General features: G+C 71.0%; 21 protein-coding genes. 17 read left to right on the top strand and 4 right to left on the bottom strand.

Going from position 1 to position 18,861, the window contains the following annotated elements; genetic code table 11:
- The first annotated feature begins 113 nt into the window (after positions 1 to 113).
- From FNH09_RS26390 to FNH09_RS26420, 7 genes are all read left to right on the top strand, one after another.
- Entirely contained in the window at positions 114 to 749 is a 636-nt protein-coding gene (locus FNH09_RS26390; protein ID WP_152892267.1) for a TlpA family protein disulfide reductase, read from the top strand.
- Between the two features lies 1 nt (position 750).
- The gene (locus FNH09_RS26395; RefSeq protein WP_338017690.1) at positions 751 to 1,524 is read left to right on the top strand and encodes a cytochrome c biogenesis CcdA family protein; all 774 of its coding nucleotides are present in this window, start codon (positions 751 to 753) and stop codon (positions 1,522 to 1,524) included.
- 3 nt (positions 1,525 to 1,527) lie between these two features.
- The gene (resB, locus tag FNH09_RS26400) at positions 1,528 to 3,243 is read left to right on the top strand and encodes a cytochrome c biogenesis protein ResB (RefSeq protein ID WP_152892269.1); all 1,716 of its coding nucleotides are present in this window, start codon (positions 1,528 to 1,530) and stop codon (positions 3,241 to 3,243) included.
- Positions 3,240 to 4,319, top strand: coding sequence for a c-type cytochrome biogenesis protein CcsB (gene ccsB, locus FNH09_RS26405; protein WP_162469125.1), 1,080 nt, complete (start codon positions 3,240 to 3,242; stop codon positions 4,317 to 4,319). The genes resB and ccsB overlap by 4 nt, the downstream gene beginning before the upstream one ends.
- 71 nt (positions 4,320 to 4,390) lie before the next feature.
- Positions 4,391 to 5,002, top strand: a complete 612-nt coding sequence (locus FNH09_RS26410; protein WP_202919757.1) for an RNA polymerase sigma factor — start codon at positions 4,391 to 4,393, stop codon at positions 5,000 to 5,002.
- Entirely contained in the window at positions 4,999 to 5,955 is a 957-nt protein-coding gene (locus FNH09_RS26415) for a CU044_5270 family protein (protein WP_152892271.1), read from the top strand. Before FNH09_RS26410 ends, FNH09_RS26415 begins: the two co-directional genes overlap by 4 nt.
- Before the next feature lie 38 nt (positions 5,956 to 5,993).
- Positions 5,994 to 6,401, top strand: coding sequence for an SRPBCC domain-containing protein (locus FNH09_RS26420; RefSeq protein WP_152892273.1), 408 nt, complete (start codon positions 5,994 to 5,996; stop codon positions 6,399 to 6,401).
- A gap of 44 nt (positions 6,402 to 6,445) precedes the next feature.
- Here the strand turns inward: FNH09_RS26420 and FNH09_RS26425 are convergent, their stop codons facing one another.
- Positions 6,446 to 6,895: a nucleoside deaminase gene (locus FNH09_RS26425; RefSeq protein WP_152892276.1), complete on the bottom strand. Its 450-nt coding sequence runs from the start codon at positions 6,893 to 6,895 to the stop codon at positions 6,446 to 6,448.
- Between the two features lie 226 nt (positions 6,896 to 7,121).
- Between FNH09_RS26425 and FNH09_RS26430 the strand changes: the two genes are divergently transcribed.
- Complete coding sequence (locus FNH09_RS26430; RefSeq protein WP_152892278.1) at positions 7,122 to 7,889, top strand: CDP-alcohol phosphatidyltransferase family protein; 768 nt, start codon at positions 7,122 to 7,124, stop codon at positions 7,887 to 7,889.
- Positions 7,890 to 7,934: 45 nt separating this feature from the next.
- Here FNH09_RS26430 and FNH09_RS26435 read toward each other — a convergent pair whose 3' ends face one another.
- Together FNH09_RS26435 and FNH09_RS26440 are read right to left on the bottom strand one after the other, a co-directional pair.
- Positions 7,935 to 8,387 carry a hypothetical protein gene (locus FNH09_RS26435; RefSeq protein ID WP_152892280.1) on the bottom strand — a complete coding sequence of 151 codons (453 nt, stop codon included), beginning with the start codon at positions 8,385 to 8,387 and terminating at the stop codon, positions 7,935 to 7,937.
- A gap of 11 nt (positions 8,388 to 8,398) precedes the next feature.
- Positions 8,399 to 8,797, bottom strand: a complete 399-nt coding sequence (locus FNH09_RS26440) for a PLD nuclease N-terminal domain-containing protein (RefSeq protein WP_152892282.1) — start codon at positions 8,795 to 8,797, stop codon at positions 8,399 to 8,401.
- 88 nt (positions 8,798 to 8,885) lie between these two features.
- Here FNH09_RS26440 and FNH09_RS26445 point away from each other — a divergent pair, with 88 nt between their 5' ends.
- From FNH09_RS26445 to FNH09_RS26480, 8 genes are all read left to right on the top strand, one after another.
- Positions 8,886 to 10,337, top strand: a complete 1,452-nt coding sequence (locus FNH09_RS26445; RefSeq protein ID WP_152892284.1) for a menaquinone biosynthesis decarboxylase — start codon at positions 8,886 to 8,888, stop codon at positions 10,335 to 10,337.
- A complete protein-coding gene (mqnP, locus tag FNH09_RS26450) occupies positions 10,334 to 11,236 on the top strand; it encodes a menaquinone biosynthesis prenyltransferase MqnP (protein WP_162469126.1) in 903 nt (300 codons plus the stop codon). Before FNH09_RS26445 ends, mqnP begins: the two co-directional genes overlap by 4 nt.
- Positions 11,237 to 11,380: 144 nt before the next feature.
- Positions 11,381 to 12,028, top strand: a complete 648-nt coding sequence (locus FNH09_RS26455; RefSeq protein WP_162469127.1) for a UbiX family flavin prenyltransferase — start codon at positions 11,381 to 11,383, stop codon at positions 12,026 to 12,028.
- Positions 12,029 to 12,120: 92 nt separating this feature from the next.
- Positions 12,121 to 12,576, top strand: coding sequence for an Lrp/AsnC family transcriptional regulator (locus tag FNH09_RS26460; RefSeq protein WP_152892286.1), 456 nt, complete (start codon positions 12,121 to 12,123; stop codon positions 12,574 to 12,576).
- A 60-nt stretch (positions 12,577 to 12,636) separates the two neighbouring features.
- Positions 12,637 to 13,800 carry an aminofutalosine synthase MqnE gene (gene mqnE, locus FNH09_RS26465; RefSeq protein WP_152892288.1) on the top strand — a complete coding sequence of 388 codons (1,164 nt, stop codon included), beginning with the start codon at positions 12,637 to 12,639 and terminating at the stop codon, positions 13,798 to 13,800.
- 87 nt (positions 13,801 to 13,887) lie between these two features.
- Positions 13,888 to 14,412 carry a GNAT family N-acetyltransferase gene (locus FNH09_RS26470; RefSeq protein ID WP_152892290.1) on the top strand — a complete coding sequence of 175 codons (525 nt, stop codon included), beginning with the start codon at positions 13,888 to 13,890 and terminating at the stop codon, positions 14,410 to 14,412.
- Positions 14,413 to 14,511: 99 nt separating this feature from the next.
- Positions 14,512 to 14,835: a DUF4229 domain-containing protein gene (locus FNH09_RS26475; RefSeq protein ID WP_152892292.1), complete on the top strand. Its 324-nt coding sequence runs from the start codon at positions 14,512 to 14,514 to the stop codon at positions 14,833 to 14,835.
- Positions 14,836 to 14,924: 89 nt separating this feature from the next.
- Positions 14,925 to 15,659: a TetR/AcrR family transcriptional regulator gene (locus FNH09_RS26480; protein ID WP_152892294.1), complete on the top strand. Its 735-nt coding sequence runs from the start codon at positions 14,925 to 14,927 to the stop codon at positions 15,657 to 15,659.
- On the opposite strand, the gene FNH09_RS26485 is transcribed toward FNH09_RS26480, so the two are convergent.
- Positions 15,656 to 16,561, bottom strand: a complete 906-nt coding sequence (locus FNH09_RS26485) for a MaoC family dehydratase (RefSeq protein ID WP_152892296.1) — start codon at positions 16,559 to 16,561, stop codon at positions 15,656 to 15,658. The genes FNH09_RS26480 and FNH09_RS26485 overlap by 4 nt on opposite strands.
- A gap of 370 nt (positions 16,562 to 16,931) precedes the next feature.
- Here FNH09_RS26485 and FNH09_RS26490 point away from each other — a divergent pair, with 370 nt between their 5' ends.
- Positions 16,932 to 18,854 carry an AMP-binding protein gene (locus tag FNH09_RS26490; protein ID WP_162469128.1) on the top strand — a complete coding sequence of 641 codons (1,923 nt, stop codon included), beginning with the start codon at positions 16,932 to 16,934 and terminating at the stop codon, positions 18,852 to 18,854.
- The last annotated feature ends 7 nt before the right edge of the window (positions 18,855 to 18,861 follow it).

Raw genomic sequence — 18,861 nt, forward strand, 5'->3', positions numbered from 1 at the left:
CCCCCGCGAACTCCGCCCCCGCCACGGCCACCTGAGACGCCGCCTGAAATGCGGGTTTCCGCCCGCAAGGGGGGTGCGCAAGATCCCCAGAACGGTCATGCGAAACTTTTCACATGAGTGCCGCCACCCGCACCCCCCCGCGCTCGACGACCGGGATCAGGATCCGCTCGCGCCGCGCCGCCCTGAGCACCGCCGGTGCCGTCGTGGCCGCGCTGCTGCTGTCCGCCTGCACGTCCGGGGGCACGTCCGGAGGCGGCGGCAACACCAACTTCGTCCTGGGCAAGGACGGCATCGCGACCGCCGACAAGGGGGAGCGGGCCGCCGCCCCCGACCTGTCCGGCGAGACGGTCGACGGCAAGCAGCTCGACGTCGCCGCCTACAAGGGCCAGGTCGTCGTCCTGAACGTGTGGGGCTCCTGGTGCCCGCCGTGCCGCGCCGAGGCGTCCGGCTTCGAGAAGGTCTTCCAGGACCTCAAGGGCCAGGGCGTGCAGTTCGTCGGCATCAACACCCGCGACACCAGCACCAGCCCCGCGCGCGCCTTCGAGAAGCAGTACGGCGTCAGCTACCCGAGCCTGTACGACCCGACGGGCAAGCTGATGCTCCGCTTCGCCAAGGGCACCCTCAACCCGCAGGCGATCCCCTCCACACTCGTCCTCGACCGGGACGGGAAGATCGCCGCCCGCTCGCTGTCGGCGCTCAGCGAGGAGAAGCTGCGCAAGATGATCTCCCCGGTCCTCGCGGAGAAGTGACGTGACCGGAGTGTCCCTGCTCGCCGCGGCGACGGACCCGAACCCGACCGTGCTCAACGGCGCCCTGCTCGTCGCTCTGCCGCTCGCCGTGCTCGCCGGCCTCATCTCCTTCTTCTCCCCGTGCGTCCTGCCGCTCGTACCCGGCTATCTGGCCTACGTCACCGGTGTCACCGGAACCGACCTGGCCGAGGCCCGGCGCGGCCGGATGGTCGCGGGCGCCTCGCTGTTCGTGCTCGGCTTCATGGCCGTGTTCGTCTCCGGCGGAGCGCTGTTCGGCTACTTCGGCTCCACGTTGCAGGACAACAAGGGCGTCCTGACCAAGGTGCTGGGCGTGCTCATGATCCTCATGGGCGTGTTCTTCATGGGGCTGATGCCCTGGCTCACCCAGCGGGAGTTCCGCTTCCACCGCAGGCCCGTGACGGGACTGGTCGGGGCGCCGCTGCTGGGCGCGCTGTTCGGCATCGGCTGGACGCCGTGCATCGGGCCGACCCTCTCCTCGGTGCTGGCCCTGTCCGCCCAGCAGTCGAGCGCGGGCCGTGGTGCCATACTGACCGTCGCCTACTGCCTGGGCCTCGGTGTGCCCTTCGTGCTCGCCGCGGTCGCCTTCCGCAAGGCGCTCGGCGCCTTCGGCTGGGTCAAGCGCCACTACGCCTGGGTGATGCGCATCGGCGGCACCATGATGATCGTGACCGGTCTGCTGCTGCTGACCGGCGCGTGGGACCGCATCGTGCAGGACCTGCAGACCTGGTCCACCGGCTTCACTGTGGGGATCTGATCCATGAGCAAGACGACGACCGGCACGCCGACCGACGGGGCCGCGACCGCCCCCGACGACCTCGGCGCCGCCGGTTCCCAGCTGTCCACCGCGCCCCTGGAGCCGTCGGCGAACCCACCCGGCATGGGCGTCGTCGGCTGGGCCCGCTGGTTCTGGCGGCAGCTCACCTCCATGCGGGTCGCGCTGCTGCTGCTCCTGCTGCTGGCGCTCGGCGCGATCCCCGGCTCGCTGATCCCGCAGTCCGGGACCGACGCGACGAAGGTCGCCGACTTCCGCGACGCCCACGCGACCCTCGCCGCGGTCTACGACAGGCTCGGCCTCTTCCACGTCTACAGCTCGGTGTGGTTCTCCGCGATCTACATCCTGCTGTTCGTCTCCCTCATCGGCTGCATCGTGCCCCGCACCTGGCAGTTCGTCGGCCAGCTGCGCGGCCGCCCGCCGGGCGCGCCCAAGCGGCTGACCCGGCTGCCCGCGTACACGACCTGGCGCACCGATGCCTCGCCCGAGCAGGTCCGTGAGGCCGCGCTCGCGCTGCTGAAGAAGCGCCGCTTCCGCGCCCACCCCGTCGGCGACGCCGTCGCGGCCGAGAAGGGCTATCTGCGCGAGGTCGGCAACCTCGCCTTCCACATCGCGCTGATCGTGATGCTGACCGCCTTCGCCTGGGGCCAGCTGTTCAAGTCCGAGGGCAACAAGCTGGTCGTCGAGGGCGACGGCTTCTCCAACACGCTCATCTCCTACGACGACTTCAAGTCCGGCAACCTCTTCGGCACGGACGACCTGGTGCCGTTCAGCTTCGTCCTGGACAAGTTCACCGGCACCTACGAGCTCACCGGCCCCAACAAGGGCACCCCGCGCACCTACCAGGCGGCCGTCACCTACAGCGAGGGCGCCTACGGCAAGGAGAAGAAGACCACCGTCAAGGTCAACGAGCCGCTGGAGATCGGTGACTCGAAGGTCTACCTCACCGCCCACGGCTACGCCCCCGTGGTGACGGTCAAGGACGGCAAGGGCAAGGTCGTCTTCCACAACGCCGTACCGCTGCTGCCGCTGGACTCCAACGTCACCTCCTCCGGCGTGGTCAAGGTGATGGACGGCTACAAGAACCCCCAGGGCGTGTCCGAACAGCTCGGCTTCCAGGCGTTCTTCCTGCCCACCTACGGCGGCGGCAGCGTGGTGTCCTCGCAGTTCCCTGCGATGCTGAACCCGGTGCTGAACCTGGCGCCGTACTACGGCGACCTCGGGGTCGACTCGGGCATCCCGCAGAGCGTGTACCAGCTCGACAAGACCCACATGAAGGACTTCAAGGACGCCAAGGGCCAGCAGCTGCGGCAGAACCTGAAGCCCGGCGAGACCATGACCCTGCCCAACGGCGCCGGCTCGATCACCTACGACGGCACCAAGGAGTGGGCGAACTTCCAGGTCACGCAGCAGCCCGGCAGCGGCTGGGCCCTGGCCGGCGCGACCGCCGCGATCTTCGGTCTGGCGGGCTCCCTGTTCATCCAGCGCCGCCGGGTGTGGGTCCGTGCCACGCGCGGCGCGGACGGGGTGACCGTCGTCGAGATGGGCGGCCTGGGCCGCAGCGAGTCCGCGAAGCTGCCCGAGGAGCTCGGCGACCTCGCCGGGACCCTGTACGACCAGGCCCCCGGGGCCCCCGACCCCGGCGACACGTCCGAATCCCCCGACACCCCAGCCGTACCTGCCGAAGGGGCTGAGAAGTGACTCTCGCCACCGCGACCAACGAACACCTCGCGAACATCAGCAACACGCTGATCTACTCGGCGATGGCCGTCTACACCCTGGCCTTCTTCGCGTACATCGCCGAATGGCTCTTCGGCAGCCGCAGCAAGGTCGGCCGCACCGCCGCCGCGCTGACCTCCGCGCCGGCCGCGAAGAGCGGCCCGGCCGTCACCGTGCAGACGGCCGGCGGCACCGCGGTGCTCGAGCGGCCGAAGGTCGTCGTGCGGTCCGCGACCGGCGCCCGCGACGTACCGGACGGGCCGGGCGCGCACGGCGGCGACGTGCAGGGCGACCTGTACGGACGGATCGCCATCTCGCTCACCGTGCTCGCCTTCCTCGTCGAGCTGGGCGGCGTGATCGCCCGCGCGGCCTCGGTGGAGCGCGCGCCGTGGGGCAACATGTACGAGTTCAACATCACCTTCTCCACGGTCGCCGTCGGCGTGTACCTCGCGCTGCTCGCGCTGAAGAAGAACGTGCGCTGGCTCGGCCTGTTCCTGATCACCACGGTCCTGCTCGACCTCGGTGTCGCCGTCACGGTCCTGTACACCGCCAGCGACCAGCTCGTGCCCGCGCTGCACTCGTACTGGCTGTACATCCACGTCTCGACGGCGATCCTGTGCGGCGCGGTCTTCTACGTCGGCGCGGTCGGCACGATCCTCTACCTCTTCAAGGACTCCTACGAGAACAAGCTCGCCGAGGGCGGCACGCCCGGCCGCTTCGCGACCTCGTTCCTGGAGCGGCTGCCCGCCTCGGCGTCCCTCGACAAGTTCTCCTACCGCGTCAACGCGGCCGTCTTCCCGCTGTGGACGTTCACGATCATCGCGGGCGCGATCTGGGCGGGCGACGCCTGGGGCCGCTACTGGGGCTGGGACCCCAAGGAGACCTGGGCGTTCATCACCTGGGTCGCCTACGCCTGCTACCTGCACGCCCGTGCCACGGCCGGCTGGAAGGGCCGCAAGGCCGCCTACATCGCCCTGATCGCCTTCGGCTGCTGGCTCTTCAACTACTACGGCGTCAACATCTTCGTCTCCGGCAAGCACTCGTACGCGGGCGTCTGACCCCCGCACCCCAGAGGCCGGTTCCCGTGACCCAGGTCACAGGAACCGGCCTTTGTCGTGCGGACAGGCAGATGGGTGTGGATACGAATCTGCGAAGACGCATCCGCGCGGGGGACCACGACGCCTTCGGCGAACTCTTCGACGCCTACGCGCGCTCCGTCTACAACCATGCCTACCGGCTCACCGGCAGGTGGACGGTCGCCGAGGACATCGTCTCGCTGACCTTCCTGGACGCCTGGCGACTGCGCGAGCGGCTCGACGAGGACGGCGGTTCCCTGCGCCCCTGGCTGCTGGGCATCGCCACCAATGTCACGCGCAACAGCCGCCGTGCGGCCCGGAGGCACGCGGCGGCCGTGGCCCGTCTCCCGCGCGAGGAGTCCGTACGGGACTTCGCCGACGAGGTGGCCGGCCGCGTCGACGACGCCGCGCAGCTGTCCGTCGTGCGGACGGCGCTGGCGAAGCTGCGGCGGAGTGAGCGGGAGGTGCTGGCGCTGTGCGTGTGGTCCGGGCTGGACTACCGGGCCGCCGCGGAGGCGCTGGGGGTGCCCGTCGGGACCGTGCGGTCGAGGCTCTCGCGAGCCCGGGCGAAACTCGCGAAATATCTGGAACCACCGCATACACGCGGACAGATGAGAGGTGACCGCCCCACCGCGGTCGGGGCCCTGAGGGAGGAAAACTCATGACCGAACTTCCGGAGCGCGACCTTCCGCCGGGCCGTCACCTACTCCTCAAGGAGCATCTGATGACCGAGATCTGGCGCGCCCAGGACCATCCCCGAACGCGCAGGGCCTGGCTGCGGCCCGCCCTGGTCGCGGGGGCGGTCGCGGCCGTCTGCGCCGTCACCTTCACACTCGTCACGCCCTCGGGGAGCGACGGAGGCCCCGGCGCCCAGCGGTCCGCCGACGCGGGCGCCTTCCTGGAGAGGGCGGCGCGGGCGGCCGAGCACGAGGACGGCGGGCTCGGCGACGGGCGCGACGAGCAGTACGCGTACGTCGACAAGAAGGTGTCGTACACCGGGATCAAGGGGGCCGCGAGCGGGACGAGCGTGCACAGGGACGGGTCGATGCACCGGCTGGAGGAGTGGCAGCCCCTGGACGGCACCAACCGGTGGCTGGTCAGGAACGACGGACAGCAGGAGTGGATCACCGGCCCGGACCGGATTCCGGACAGGGCCCACCCCGATCAGGTCAGAATCGGGAACCCGTCCACGCTGCCCACCGACGCCGACGGGATGTACGCCCTGCTGAAGAAGTGGCCCTCGCCGTTTCAGTTCCGCAACGGTCAGTCGTTGAGCGCCGCGGGGACCATGCTCTGGGTGGCGAGCGAGTGGATCGAGAGCGGACTGCTGCCGGCGAAGCAGAGCGCCGCGCTCTACCGGGCCGTGGCGCGGATCCCCGGGGTGACCGTCGTCCAGCACGCCGTCGACGGCGTCGGGCGGTCCGGCGTGGCGATCGTCTGGCGGGAGCCGGGCTTCCCGGGACGAGAAGAGTGGATCTTCGACCGGAAGACGTATGGGTTCCTCGGCACGCGGGCCGTGTACACCGAGGAATTCCGCAACCGCGAGAATGATCAGCTCGGCGACAGCGTCGCCATCGTACGGCGGGCCGTCGTCGACAAGGCGGGCCAGCGGCCGTAGCGCGTGCGACGCCCTGTCCCAGGGGTCACGCTGGTGTCATGACCGGTTCCGTCGAGCAGGGCATCAGCGTGACGCACGGGAACGAGCACACCCTGCACTTCACGGTGCGCCTGCCGGTGCCGGTATCGCGGGTCTGGCCCGCGCTGGCCGGGGCGGAGGGGCTGGCGGGCTGGTTCACCGAGGCCGAGGTGCTCGAACCCCGGCTCGACGGCGCGGTCACCCTGCGCGGGCTGGGCAGCGGGCGGGTCACCGCGTGGGACGTGGAGCGGGTCGCCGAGTACACGGTGGAGGGCGGCGGCCGGATCCGCTTCCACCTGGAGCGGGACGGGGACACGGGAACCTGTCTGCGGTTCCGGCACGAGTTCCGCGAGAAGGCCGGCACCGGGACGGAGCCGGCCTGGCGGGACAGACTCGAACGACTGGTCGAAATTCTTGACGGGAACTAGACCCGACGGGGTCCGTCCCGACGGGGGGCCGGGGAGATCGGCCCTCACTCGCCTATGTCCTCGTGCCACAGGGCCGGGTTGTCCCTGATGAAGTCCCGCATCAGTGAGACGCATTCCGGGTCGTCCAGGAGCACGATCTCCACGCCGTGCTCAGCCAGCCAGTCGTGGCCGCCGTGGAAGGTGACCGCCTCGCCGACGATCACCCGCGAGATACCGAACTGGCGGACGAGCCCGGAGCAGTACCAGCACGGCGACAGGGTGGTCACCATCGTCGTCCCGCGGTACGACCGCTGCCGTCCGGCCGCCCGGAACGCGGCCGTCTCCGCGTGCGTCGAGGGGTCGCCGTCCTGGACGCGCCGGTTGTGGCCACGGCCCAGCACGGTTCCGTCGGCGCCGTAGAGCGCGGCCCCGATCGGGATGCCGCCCTCGGCGAGACCGGCGCGCGCCTCGGCGAGGGCGGTGCCGAGCCAGGCGCGGGCGGACGACGGGGCCATGCGTTCAGCGGACGACCGGTCCATGCGGTCGCTCTGCCGGGGATCCATCGCTCCACTGTGCTGGGCCCGGGACGCCGGGGCAACAACCGGGAAGCCCCCGCCGGGCGGATGGCGCGGGCTCGGACGCCCGGTGCCACCTAGGTAAAGCCCGCGAAAACCCGGTCTGTACCCTGGCCCGATCATTGCCGCGTCAGCGGCAGTCGGGCCCGGTCGGGAGGGAAGTTCCATGGTTGCTGCGCCGGTTCTGGAGGAGCTGCGCGAGGTCTGCCAGCCGCAGGCCAAGCTGGCGAGCCGCAACGGCGAGCACTGGGCGGGCCGGCTGTACATGCGCAGGATCTCGCTGCGGCTGACCCGCCAGCTGGTGCGCACCCCCGTCACCCCGGACCAGCTCACCTGGACGATGGTGGTGTGCGGGGTCGCCTCCGGTGCGGCGCTGATGATCCCGGGCCCGACCGGCGCGGTCCTCGCGGTGGTGCTGATGCAGCTCTTCCTGCTCTTCGACTGCGTCGACGGCGAGGTCGCCCGCTGGAAGGGCCAGAACAGCGCGACCGGCATCTACGTCGACCGCCTCGGCGCCTATCTGGCGGACGCGGCCCTGTTCGCGGGCGCCGGCTACCGCGCCGCCGAGTCGGGCTTCGGCGGCTGGCTCTCGCTCGGCATAGCCACCGCGCTCGGCGTCGTCCTGCTGAAGGCCTCGACCGACCTGGTGGACGTGGCGCGCGCCCGGCGCGGGCTGACCGTCGCCGACGACGAGGCGACCCGGCCGCGCTCGCAGGGCGTGGCCACGGTCCGCCGCCTGGCCGCCGCCTTCAAGATCCACCGGGTCACCAACGGCATCGAGGCGTCCCTGGTCCTGCTGGCCGCGGCCGCCGCCGACGCGGCGACGGGCGGGATCGAACCGACCCGCTGGGCACTCGGGGCGCTCGCCGTCATCACCTGGGTGATGGTCCCGGCGCACCTGCTGTCGATCCTGTCGTCGTCCCGGCTGCGCTGACCCGGGCGCGCCCTGCGGGCCGGGCGACTCGGGCGCCCGGCCCGGTCACACGTCGAAGGGCGCGAACTCGACGACCGCGGTCGAGGCGTCGGCGTACCGCACGCCGATGTCGATCGCCACCGCCCCGCCGTCGGCGTGCGGGTTCAGCTCGATGTGCGCGCAGACGTCCGTCGACGGGTCCCCGTCGCACTCCTGCGCCGTGAGCCGAGTGCTGGGATAGGACTCCTTCAGCCAGGCGTCCAGCTTCGTCCGTGCGATCGTGAACCGCACCGTGTACGTGGTGTCCAGCCAGGTCAGCGCGGTGCACTTCGCGTCATGGGCCCCCTCGGGCAGTCCGTCGCGGTCCGCGAAACGCATGGCGTCCTCGCACGGGACGGTCTCGGCCTGGGCCATCGGGGCACTCCTGAAGGCCGTGACGAACGACCAGAGCCCCCAGCCCATGAACGCCAACGGGACCACCACGGCGGCGACGGGACCCCACTTCCGTATCGTGCTCACCCGCTGTCCCGTCAGGACTCGTCGTCGGACCCGGTCCGCTCCTCGCGCCGGCGCAGCTCCTCCTCGCGCCGCCGCAGATCGGCCTCCCAGTCCTTCAGCAGCGCCTCGTCCTTGCGGTTCTCGGCCTTGATGGACTTCAGGAACTCGGGGTTGTCGTCGGGCGCGACGAACGTCGTCCGTTGGTTGCGGTGCCATTCGGAAGGCGTGGAGCCGCCCGCGGGCACCCCGCGGTTGCGGCCCGCGACCAGCCAGGCGATCGGTCCGACGAGCACCTCGCCGAAGAGCAGGATGATGATGACCCAGACCACCTTCGGCAGGCCCCTGACCTCCTCCTCCGGCGTGTTCAGGCAGTCGATGAACGCGTAGATCCACAGAGCCAGCACCAGCAGGAACGGCAGATACCTGAGCATGGTCGAACGATCCCCCAGTGAGCGACGGCGGGGCGGCACGGGGCCCCGGTGACGGGGTCAGAGTAGCCCGTACCGGATACTGGACCGCATGGCTTACGACGATCTTCGCTCCCTGCTCAGGGCCCTGGAGCGCGAGGGAGACCTCAAGCGCGTCAAGGCCGAGGTCGACCCGTATCTGGAGGTCGGGGAGATCGTCGACCGGGTCCAGAAGGCGGGCGGCCCGGCGCTGCTCTTCGAGAACGTGAAGGGCTCCGACATGCCCCTCGCGATGAACGTCTTCGGCACCGACCGGCGGCTGCTGAAGGCGCTCGGCCTGAAGTCGTACGGCGAGATCTCCGACAAGATCGGCGGCCTGCTGCGGCCCGAGCTGCCGCACGGGTTCGTCGGGGTGCGCGAGGCGTTCGGCAAGCTCGGCGCGATGACGCACGTACCGCCGAAGAAGGTGAAGGACGCCCCGGTGCAGGAGGTCGTCCTGCACGGCGACGACGTCGACCTCGACCGGCTGCCCGCGCTCTTCACCTGGCCGCAGGACGGCGGCTCCTTCTTCAACCTCGGGCTGACCCACACCAAGGACCCGGAGAGCGGGATCCGCAACCTGGGCCTCTACCGCCTCCAGCGCCACGACCGGCGCACGATCGGCATGCACTGGCAGATCCACAAGGACAGCCGCAACCACTACCAGGTGGCGGCCCGGCGCGGTGAGCGGCTGCCGGTCGCGATCGCCTTCGGCTGCCCGCCCGCGGTCACCTACGCCTCCACGGCGCCGCTGCCCGGCGACATCGACGAGTACCTCTTCGCCGGGTTCATCGCGGGCAAGCGGATCGAGATGGTCGACTGCAAGACCGTCCCGCTCCAGGTCCCGGCCCAGGCCGAGGTCGTCCTGGAGGGCTGGCTGGAGCCGGGCGAGATGCTCCCCGAGGGCCCCTTCGGCGACCACACCGGCTTCTACACCCCGCAGGAGCCCTTCCCCGCGCTGAAGATCGACTGCGTGACGATGCGCAAGCGGCCGCTGCTCCAGTCGATCGTGGTGGGGCGGCCCCCGACCGAGGACGGTCCGCTCGGCCGTGCGACGGAACGCTTCTTCCTGCCCCTGCTGAAGATCATCGTCCCGGACATCGTGGACTACCACCTGCCGGAGGCGGGCGGCTTCCACAACTGCGCGATCGTCTCGATCGACAAGAAGTACCCCAAGCACGCCCAGAAGGTGATGCACGCCGTCTGGGGCGCGCACATGATGTCCCTGACCAAGCTGATCGTGGTCGTCGACTCCGACTGCGACGTGCACGATCTGCACGAGGTCGCCTGGCGGGCGCTGGGCAACACCGACTACGCCCGCGACCTCACGGTCGCCGAGGGTCCCGTCGACCACCTCGACCACGCCTCCTACCAGCAGTTCTGGGGCGGCAAGGCGGGCATCGACGCGACCCGGAAGTGGCCCGAGGAGGGCTACACGAGGGACGGCGGATGGCCGGAGATGGTCCTGTCGGACCCCGATACGGCGGCCCTGGTGGACCGCCGCTGGAAGGAATACGGACTGTGAGCAGCGCCTCCGCGGCGATCCCGCAGCCGGGACGCACCAAGGCGTTCCTGCGCCTGGTGATGATCGAGCACTCGGTCTTCGCCCTGCCCTTCGCCTACATCGCCGCACTGACCGCGATGTTCGAGCTGGACGGGAACATCCACTGGGGCAGTCTGCTCCTGGTCACCGTCTGCATGGTGGGCCTGCGCACCTTCGCCATGGCGGTCAACCGGATCATCGACCGCGAGATCGACGCCCGTAACCCCAGGACCGCCCACCGCGAGCTGGTGACCGGCGCGATGTCGGTGCGGCACGCCTGGACGGGCGCGCTGATCGCCCTGGTCGTCTTCCTCGGCTCGGCGGCCCTGCTCAACCCGCTCTGCCTGGCCCTGGCGCCCGTCGCGGTGATCCCGATGGTGGTCTACCCCTACGGCAAGCGGTTCACGAACTTCCCGCAGGCCATCCTCGGCCTGGCCCAGGCGATGGGCCCGGTCGGCGGCTGGCTGGCGATCACCGGCGAGTGGTCCTGGGACGCGGTGATCCTCGGCCTCGCCGTCGGCATCTGGATCGGCGGCTTCGACCTGATCTACGCCTGCCAGGACGTCGAGACCGACCGGGAGATCGGCGTCAGGTCGGTCCCGGCCCGCTTCGGCATCCCCGCCGCGATCTGGGGGGCGCGAGCCTGCCACGCGATCACGACGGCACTCTTCGTCTGGTACGCGCTGGCCACCGACGCGGGCGCGTTCTTCTGGCTGGGCCTGGTGATCGTCGCGGGCGCGTTCCTCTACGAGCACACCATCGTCCGGCCGAACGACCTCTCCCGGCTGAACCGGGCGTTCTTCTCGGTCAACGGCTTCATCGGCATCGCCCTGTTCGTGTGCGCACTGCTGGATCTCCTCGTTCGGGGTCTGACTGTTTGACCGTCCGACCACGGTGCGGCCCGGCCCGGCGGTCCCACGATCGGCACGAGCCGCCTCCGGTGGATCCGGAGGCGGCGGACCGGTCCTGAGCACCAACCGTTCCACCGGTACGCTCAAGGTGTGAACGCAGGAGAAACACAGCGCGTGCCTTGGATCGTGGGGGTGTCAGGCGCGTCCGGTACGCCGTATGCCGCCGCCGTCCTGCGTGCGCTGCTCGCCGGCGGCGAGAGCGTCGACCTGGTCGTCAGCCGGGCCTCACGGCTCACCCTGCTGGACGAGACCGGTATCTCCTTCCGGGACGCGCACTGGCGCGACGACCTGCGGGAGTGGCTGGCGCGGGGCGCGGACGGCAAGCCGGACACCTTCGAGACGGACCTCGACGGGGTGCGGTACTGGAACGCCGGGGACCTGGCCGCCGGCCCGTCCTCGGGGTCGTACCCCGCGAAGGGGATGCTGATCGTGCCGGCCTCGACGGCGTGTGTCGCGGGGGTCGCGCTCGGTCTGTCGAAGGACCTGCTCCAACGGGTGGCGAGCGTCACGCTCAAGGAGCGCCGCCGCCTGGTCGTGGCCGTCAGGGAGACCCCGCTGAACGGCCAGACCCTGCGGCACCTGGTCGCCCTGGACGACGCGGGCGCCAGTGTCGTACCGGCGTCCCCGGCGTTCTACGCGGGCGCCACCCACATCCAGGACCTGGTGGACTTCGTCGCCGGCCGGGTCCTCGACGCGGCGGGCGTCGGGCACACGCTCTACCGCCGTTGGCAGGGCGAGCTCGGCGGTTCCCGCCCGGCCTGAGCGGCCCACGGCGACCGGCAGTACCAGCACCATCCTCGACTTCGGGAGGTCCGGGCTCCGTCCGGACCCATTCAGCGGAAGGCTTCGATCGCATGGACGCGGTGGACAGGCAGCTCATCCAGGCCCTGAGGGAGAACGGCCGGGCCTCCTACGCGGAGCTGGGACGCCTCGTCGGCCTGTCGGGACCCAGCGTCACCGACCGCATCAACCGGCTGGAGGCGGCCGGTGTCATCACCGGGTACCGCGCCACCGTGAACGCCGCCAGCCTCGGCCTCGGCGTGATCGCCCTGATCGGCATCTCACTGTCCGACGCGGCCGACCACGAGGACGTGGCCCGGCGGTTGAAGGACCTCGGCGAGATCGAGGACTGCTGGTTCATCGCGGGCGACGACTCGTTCATGCTCAAGGTGCGTGCCAGTGACGTGGACGGCCTGGAGCGGATCATCCGTCGGCTCAGCGGGACCAAGGGCGTCTCCCGGACCCGTACCACCATCGTGCTCTCCACGAAGTGGGAGAACCGGGTGGGTGAGCTGCCGGAAGAGGTCTAGGACCTCGGGCGTACGGTTGGCAGGGTTCGTCGGCAGGTCGAAAGGGAGAGGCAGAAACACATGGACGTCGGGCTCAAGCGCGAGCTGGAGGACAAGGTCCGGGCCGGTGAGCGGCTCACCCGCGAGGACGGCATCGCGCTGTACGAGTCGGACGACCTGGCGTGGCTCGGCGGTCTCGCGCACGAGGTGCGCACCCGCAAGAACGGCGACGTCGTGCACTTCAACGTCAACCGTCATCTCAACATGACGAACGTGTGCACCGCGTCCTGCGCGTACTGCTCCTTCCAGCGCAAGCCGGGCGAGAAGGACGCGTACACGATGCGCATCGAGGAGGCCGTCCGCCTCGCCAAGGCGATGGAGGGCGAGAACCTCACCGAGCTGCACATCGTCAACGGGCTGCACCCGAACCTGCCGTGGCGGTACTACCCGCGCTCCCTGCGCGAGCTGAAGGCCGCCCTGCCGAACGTCTCGCTCAAGGCCTTCACGGCGACCGAGATCCACCACTTCGAGACCATCTCGGGGCTGACCGCCTCCGAGATCCTCGACGAGCTCATCGACGCCGGTCTGGAGTCGCTGACCGGCGGCGGCGCCGAGATCTTCGACTGGGAGGTCCGGCAGCACATCGTCGACCACCGCACCCACTGGGAGGACTGGTCGCGCATCCACCGGCTCGCGCACGAGAAGGGTCTGAAGACCCCGTGCACGATGCTGTACGGGCACATCGAGGAGCCCCGCCACCGGGTCGACCACGTGCTGCGGCTGCGTGAGCTCCAGGACGAGACCGGTGGCTTCCAGGTCTTCATCCCGCTGCGCTACCAGCACGACTTTGTGGACATGAAGGACGGCAAGGTCCGCAACCGGCTCCAGGCGCGCACCCAGATGGCCACCGGCGCCGAGGCGCTGAAGACGTTCGCGGTCTCCCGGCTGCTGTTCGACAACGTGCCGCACGTGAAGGTCTTCTGGGTGATGCACGGTGTGCAGACCGCCCAGCTCGCCCTCCAGCACGGCGCGGACGACATGGACGGCTCGGTCGTCGAGTACAAGATCACCCATGACGCCGACAACTACGGCACGCCGAACAAGCTCACCCGGGACGACCTGCTCGACCTGATCCGTGACGCGGGCTTTCGCCCGGTGGAGCGCAACACGCGCTACGAGATCATCCGCGAGTACGACGGACCGGACCCGGCGCGCCGTGAGTCCCCCCAGCCGATGCGGGTCTGAGACGGCGAGGTGCCGCGGCGGGACGAGGTGGCCGAGGTGAGGCAGGTAACGGCCCGGGTGACGTCATGTAATGCGTAGACTCCATGCATGCCCCTTACCTTCACTCTCGATCCCGCCGTCGACCCCGCCCTGCGTGACGGCGTCCTCGGTCTGTGGACCGATGTCTCCAACGCGGGCGGCTCCGTCGGTTTCGTGCCGCCCGTGGGGCGGGAGGACATACGCCCGGAGCTCGTCAAGCACCTCGTGGCCATGGCCGAGGGCCGTACCCGGCTGCTGGTCGGGCACGACGAGCGGGGGGACGTCGCCGCGACCGCGTTCCTCGCCTTCAACACCCACCGGCTGATGAAGCACTGGGTGTGGCTGTACACGGTGATGGTGCACCCGCGGCACCAGGGCAAGGGGTACGGCCGCGACCTGCTCGCGGCCGCCGCGGACTCGGCCCGCACCTTCGCCGGAGTCGACGCGATCCGGCTCACCTGCCGCGGCGGCAACGGCCTGGAGCGGTTCTACGGCTCCTGCGGCTACAAGGAGGTCGGGCGGGTGCCCGGCGCGATCCGGGTGGCACCGGGGGACGACCGGGACGACATCACGATGCTGCTGCCCCTGCTGTGACTGTCCGGCCCCGCCTGCGGGACCGGGAACCCGGCATGCTTCACTGGACGATACCCTATGGGACGTTCGGAAGTATTCGAGACGGAAGAGTGGATTGAGATGCTCCGCTACACGCTGATGCGCCTCGGCATTTTCGCGGGCTGCTTCGTGGTCGTCTGGGGCCTCGTCTACGCCGGTGTCGTCCCGCACGGCCTCGGTGGCTCCAACATCATGTGGGTCGCCCTGCTGGCCCTGGTGATCTCGGCGCCCATCAGCTTCGTGGTGCTGCGCAAGGAGCGTGACCGCGCCTCCGTCCAGGTCGCCGGGCGCGTGGACCGGATGAAGGCCAACATCGAGTCCAGCCGGTCCCAGGAGGACGACGTGGTGGACGCCGTGGCGGACGTCGCGCAGGACGCCTCCGGCGCACAGCGCCAGGCCTCCTAGGCGGCCTGCCCCCCCGGGCGACCCGCTTGCCGGGCGGCCCGGCCGTCATGCCCCACGGGATGGCTGCGGCGCCCAACTATCCTTGCCCCATGGGTGCCGTGAAGACCAAGCGGATGCCGCGTGCGGTCCGTGAGCAGCAGATGCTGGACGCCGCTGTGCGGATCTTCGGCCAACGGGGCTACATGGCCGCGTCGATGGACGAGATCGCCGAAGTCGCCGGTGTGTCGAAGCCGTTGGTCTATCTGTACCTGAACTCCAAGGAAGACCTCTTCACCGCCTGCATCCGCCGCGAGGCCGCCGCCCTCACGGAGGCCGTGCAGTCCGGGGTGCGGCCGGGGCTCGACGCGGACCGCCAGCTCTGGGACGGGCTGCGGGCGTTCTTCACCCACACCGCGCAGCACCCCGACGCCTGGTCCGTGCTGCACCTCCAGGCCCGTACGCACGGCGAGCGGTTCGCCGCCGAGGTCACCGCGATGCGCGAGGAGATCGTCGCGTTCGTGACCCGGCTGATCGGGGCCGCCGCGCGCGAGGCCCGCCCCCAGGACCCCGACCGTCCGGAACCCGGCTCGTCCACCCCCGATCGGCTCGGCCTCGACCGGCCCGCCGTCGACCCCGACCTGCCCGAGCGTGAGGTGGCCGGGCTCGCCGAGGCCCTCGTCGGTGCCGCCGAGTCCCTGGCGGCCTGGGCCAACAGCACCGAGGGCGTCTCGGCCCGGCAGGCCGCGGCCACCCTGATGAACTTCGCCTGGGCGGGTCTGGGCAATCTGATGGAGGGACGCCCGTGGTCCCCCACGGACCCCGACCACCAGGGGCGGGCTGGCTAGCTCCCGTCCGGGCCGGGCGCGGGCGGGTCCACCCGTCCGCGCACATGGACGCGCCCGTCCGTTCCCCTCAGCTCGAAGCGTCCGCCCGCCGCCGCGTACCGCACCGTCCCGGGCAGCAGCACCGGCGCCCGGAACTCCGCCCGCACCCGGGCGGAGCGCGGGGTGCCGTGCGCGGCGAGGCAGCGGGCCACCGTCCACATGCCGTGCGCGACCGTGCGCGGGAAGCCGAACAGGCGGGCGGTGAGCGGGTGCAGATGAATGGGGTTGCGATCGCCCGAGGCGGCGCCGTAGCGCCGCCCCAGGTCGGCGGCGAGGCGCCACTCGGCGACCACGGGCAGCGGATCCGGACCCGGCCGGCCGTCGGACGGCCGTGACGCGGTGGTGGATCCGGTCGTGCGGTGCCGCGCCAGATACGTGCTCCGCGACTCCCATACGACCGCCCCGTCGGCCCGCGCCTCGGTCACCAGGGCGGCCTCGGTGCCGCGTCGGTGCGGCGCCAACCCTGCGACGTACACGCCGAGTTCGTAGGTGCCGGTGACGGGCAGGTCGGTGTGCCGGGTGATCTCGATCGAGGTGTGGACCAGGCCCGGCAGCGGCAGCGGGAAGTCCCGGCCGCTCATCAGCCGCATCGCCAGCGGGAAGCCGAGGACGTGCGGATAGGTGACCGGCAGCGCGTCCTCGCCGGTGGCGAAGCCGCACACCCGCTCGTACGCGGCCAGCCGTACGAGGTCGACGCGCAGGTCCGGCAGCACCAGACGGGTGCGCGGGAACGAGGCGTCGGGGGCCGGCCGCCGGAAGGGGGCGCGCAGGGCGCCGCGGGCCAGCAGCGGGGTGAGCGCGGGGGCGCGGGTGAGCAGCAGACCGGGCGCGGTGCCGGTGCTGCGCGCGCTGGGGTCGGTCATGTTTCGCTCCCGGCTCGGGTCCCAAATGCTGACTCTGAAGTAAGGTTACCGGAGGTAATCCTAGGTCGGGAGAGGGGGAAGAGGGATGGGACGAGGCCCTTGAGTCCGGCGGAGGTCCGGCACGGGCCGACCGCGGACCCGCGGTCACGGACAGGACGTGAACGTTCCTCACGTCCTTGCCGATGTTGCACACCCCTGGCTCCGGACCGACCCGTAACCGGCACAGCCTCATCACAGGAGCCTCGTACGCTTCCTGCCTGACCGGCGGTAACCCCCTTTTCCGCGGGCCCTCGCCGGTGACCGCCTCGGCGCGCGAGGCACGTACGAACGCACGCGGCAGCCGCACCGCCGCACGCCACAGGAGCCGCCCGTGTCCACTCCCTTTCCGACCTCCGCCGCGTTCGCCGACGCCGCAGGGCCGCAGCTCGTGGAGCCCGAGACACGGCGGCTGAACGGCGCCGTACGGGAGGCGTACGTACCGCCGTTCGCCCCGCCGGTGACCCACGGGTCCCTCGCCGACCTGCCCTTCGACAACGCGGAGGCGGCACCGGGCACCGTCGTCCTCAGCCGCCGCGCCGGGGGCGACGGGCCCTGGCAGGACGTGACGGCGGCCGGGTTCGCCGCCGAGGTGCAGGCGGTGGCCAAGGGCCTGATCGCCGAGGGCCTGGTGCCGGGTGACCGGATCGCCGTCATGGCCCGGACCCGTTACGAGTGGACCCTGCTCGACTTCGCCGCCTGGGCCGCCGGACTGGTCACCGTCCCCGTCTACCCGACCTCGTCCGTCTTCCAGACCCGGTGGATCCTCCAGGACTCCGGCGCGGTCGCCCTGGTCACCGAGTCGGCCGCCCAGGCCGCCGCGCTCGGCCCGGAACTGGAGCGGCTGCCCGACCTCCGGCACCTGTGGGTGATCGAGAAGGGCCATCTGGACCGCCTGGCGGAGCTCGGCGCGGGGGTGGACGACCAGGAGGTGGCCGTACGGCGGGGCGTGCTCGTCCCCGACACCCTGGCCACCGTCATCTACACCTCCGGCACGACCGGCCGGCCCAAGGGCTGCGTCCTCACCCACGGCAACTTCTTCGCCGAGGTCGACAACGCCATCGAACTGCTCCACCCGATCTTCCGGGCCGGGATGAAGGAGGAGGTCTCCGTCCTGCTCTTCCTGCCCATGTCCCATGTCTTCGGCCGCATGGTGGCGATCGCCTGCGTCCGTGCCCGGGTACGCCTCGGCCACGCGCCGAGCCTGAAGCCGCAGGACCTGCTGCCGGACCTGGCCGAGTTCCGGCCCACCTGCCTGCTGGCCATTCCGTACATGCTGGAGAAGATCTTCAACACCGCCCGCGCGCGGGCCGAGGAGGGCGGCCGGCTGTCCTCGTTCGACCGCGCGGCGGCCGTGGCCCGCCGCTACGGCGAGGCCCTGGAGGCCAGACAGACCGGCACCGGACCCGGCCCGTCCACCTCCCTGAAGGCGGCCCGTGCCTTCTACGACCCCCTGGTCTACCGCCGCATCCGCAACGCCATGGGCGGCCGCGTCCGCTACGCCATCTGCGGCGGCTCCCCGCTCGGCCGCCGCCTGGCCGCGTTCTACGCGGGCGCGGGCATCGAGATCTTCGAGGGCTACGGGCTGACGGAGACCACCGGAGCGTCGACGGTGACCCCGCCCCTCAGACCCCGACTGGGCACCGTGGGCTGGCCGTTGCCCGGTACCCGCATCCGGGTCGCCGCCGACGGCGAGATCCTGCTCGGCGGCGACCATGTGCTGCGCGGCTACTGGGACCCGGCGGCCGGCGGGGTCGTCCCCGCCGCCCCGGACGGCTGGCTCGCCACGGGCGACATCGGCGAACTCGACGACGACGGCTACCTCACCATCACCGGCCGCAAGAAGGAACTGCTGATCACCGCGGGCGGCAAGAGCGTGGCCCCCGCCCCCATGGAGAACTGGCTGCGCTCGCACCCCCTGATCTCGCAGTGCATGCTCCTGGGCGACGCCCGCCCCTACGTCACGGCGCTGATCACCCTCGACCAGGACGGCATCGCCCACTGGCGCCGGATGAACGGCAAGCACCCGGTCCCGCCGGAACTCCTCGTCGACGACGACGAGTTGCGGGCGATCCTGCAACGCGCGCTGGACGAGGCGAACCGACTGGTCTCCCGGCCGGAATCCATCCGCCGCTTCGCCGTCCTGCCCGTCGACTTCACGGAGGAGGCCGGCCACCTCACCCCGTCGATGAAACTCCGCCGCGAGGCGATCATGCGCGACTTCGCCCGCGAGGTGGAGGGTCTCTACCCGGGGTGAGGAGCGC

Source organism: Streptomyces adustus (genome assembly GCF_009377175.1).
In the GTDB taxonomy this organism is placed as follows: Bacteria; Actinomycetota; Actinomycetes; order Streptomycetales; family Streptomycetaceae; genus Streptomyces; species Streptomyces adustus.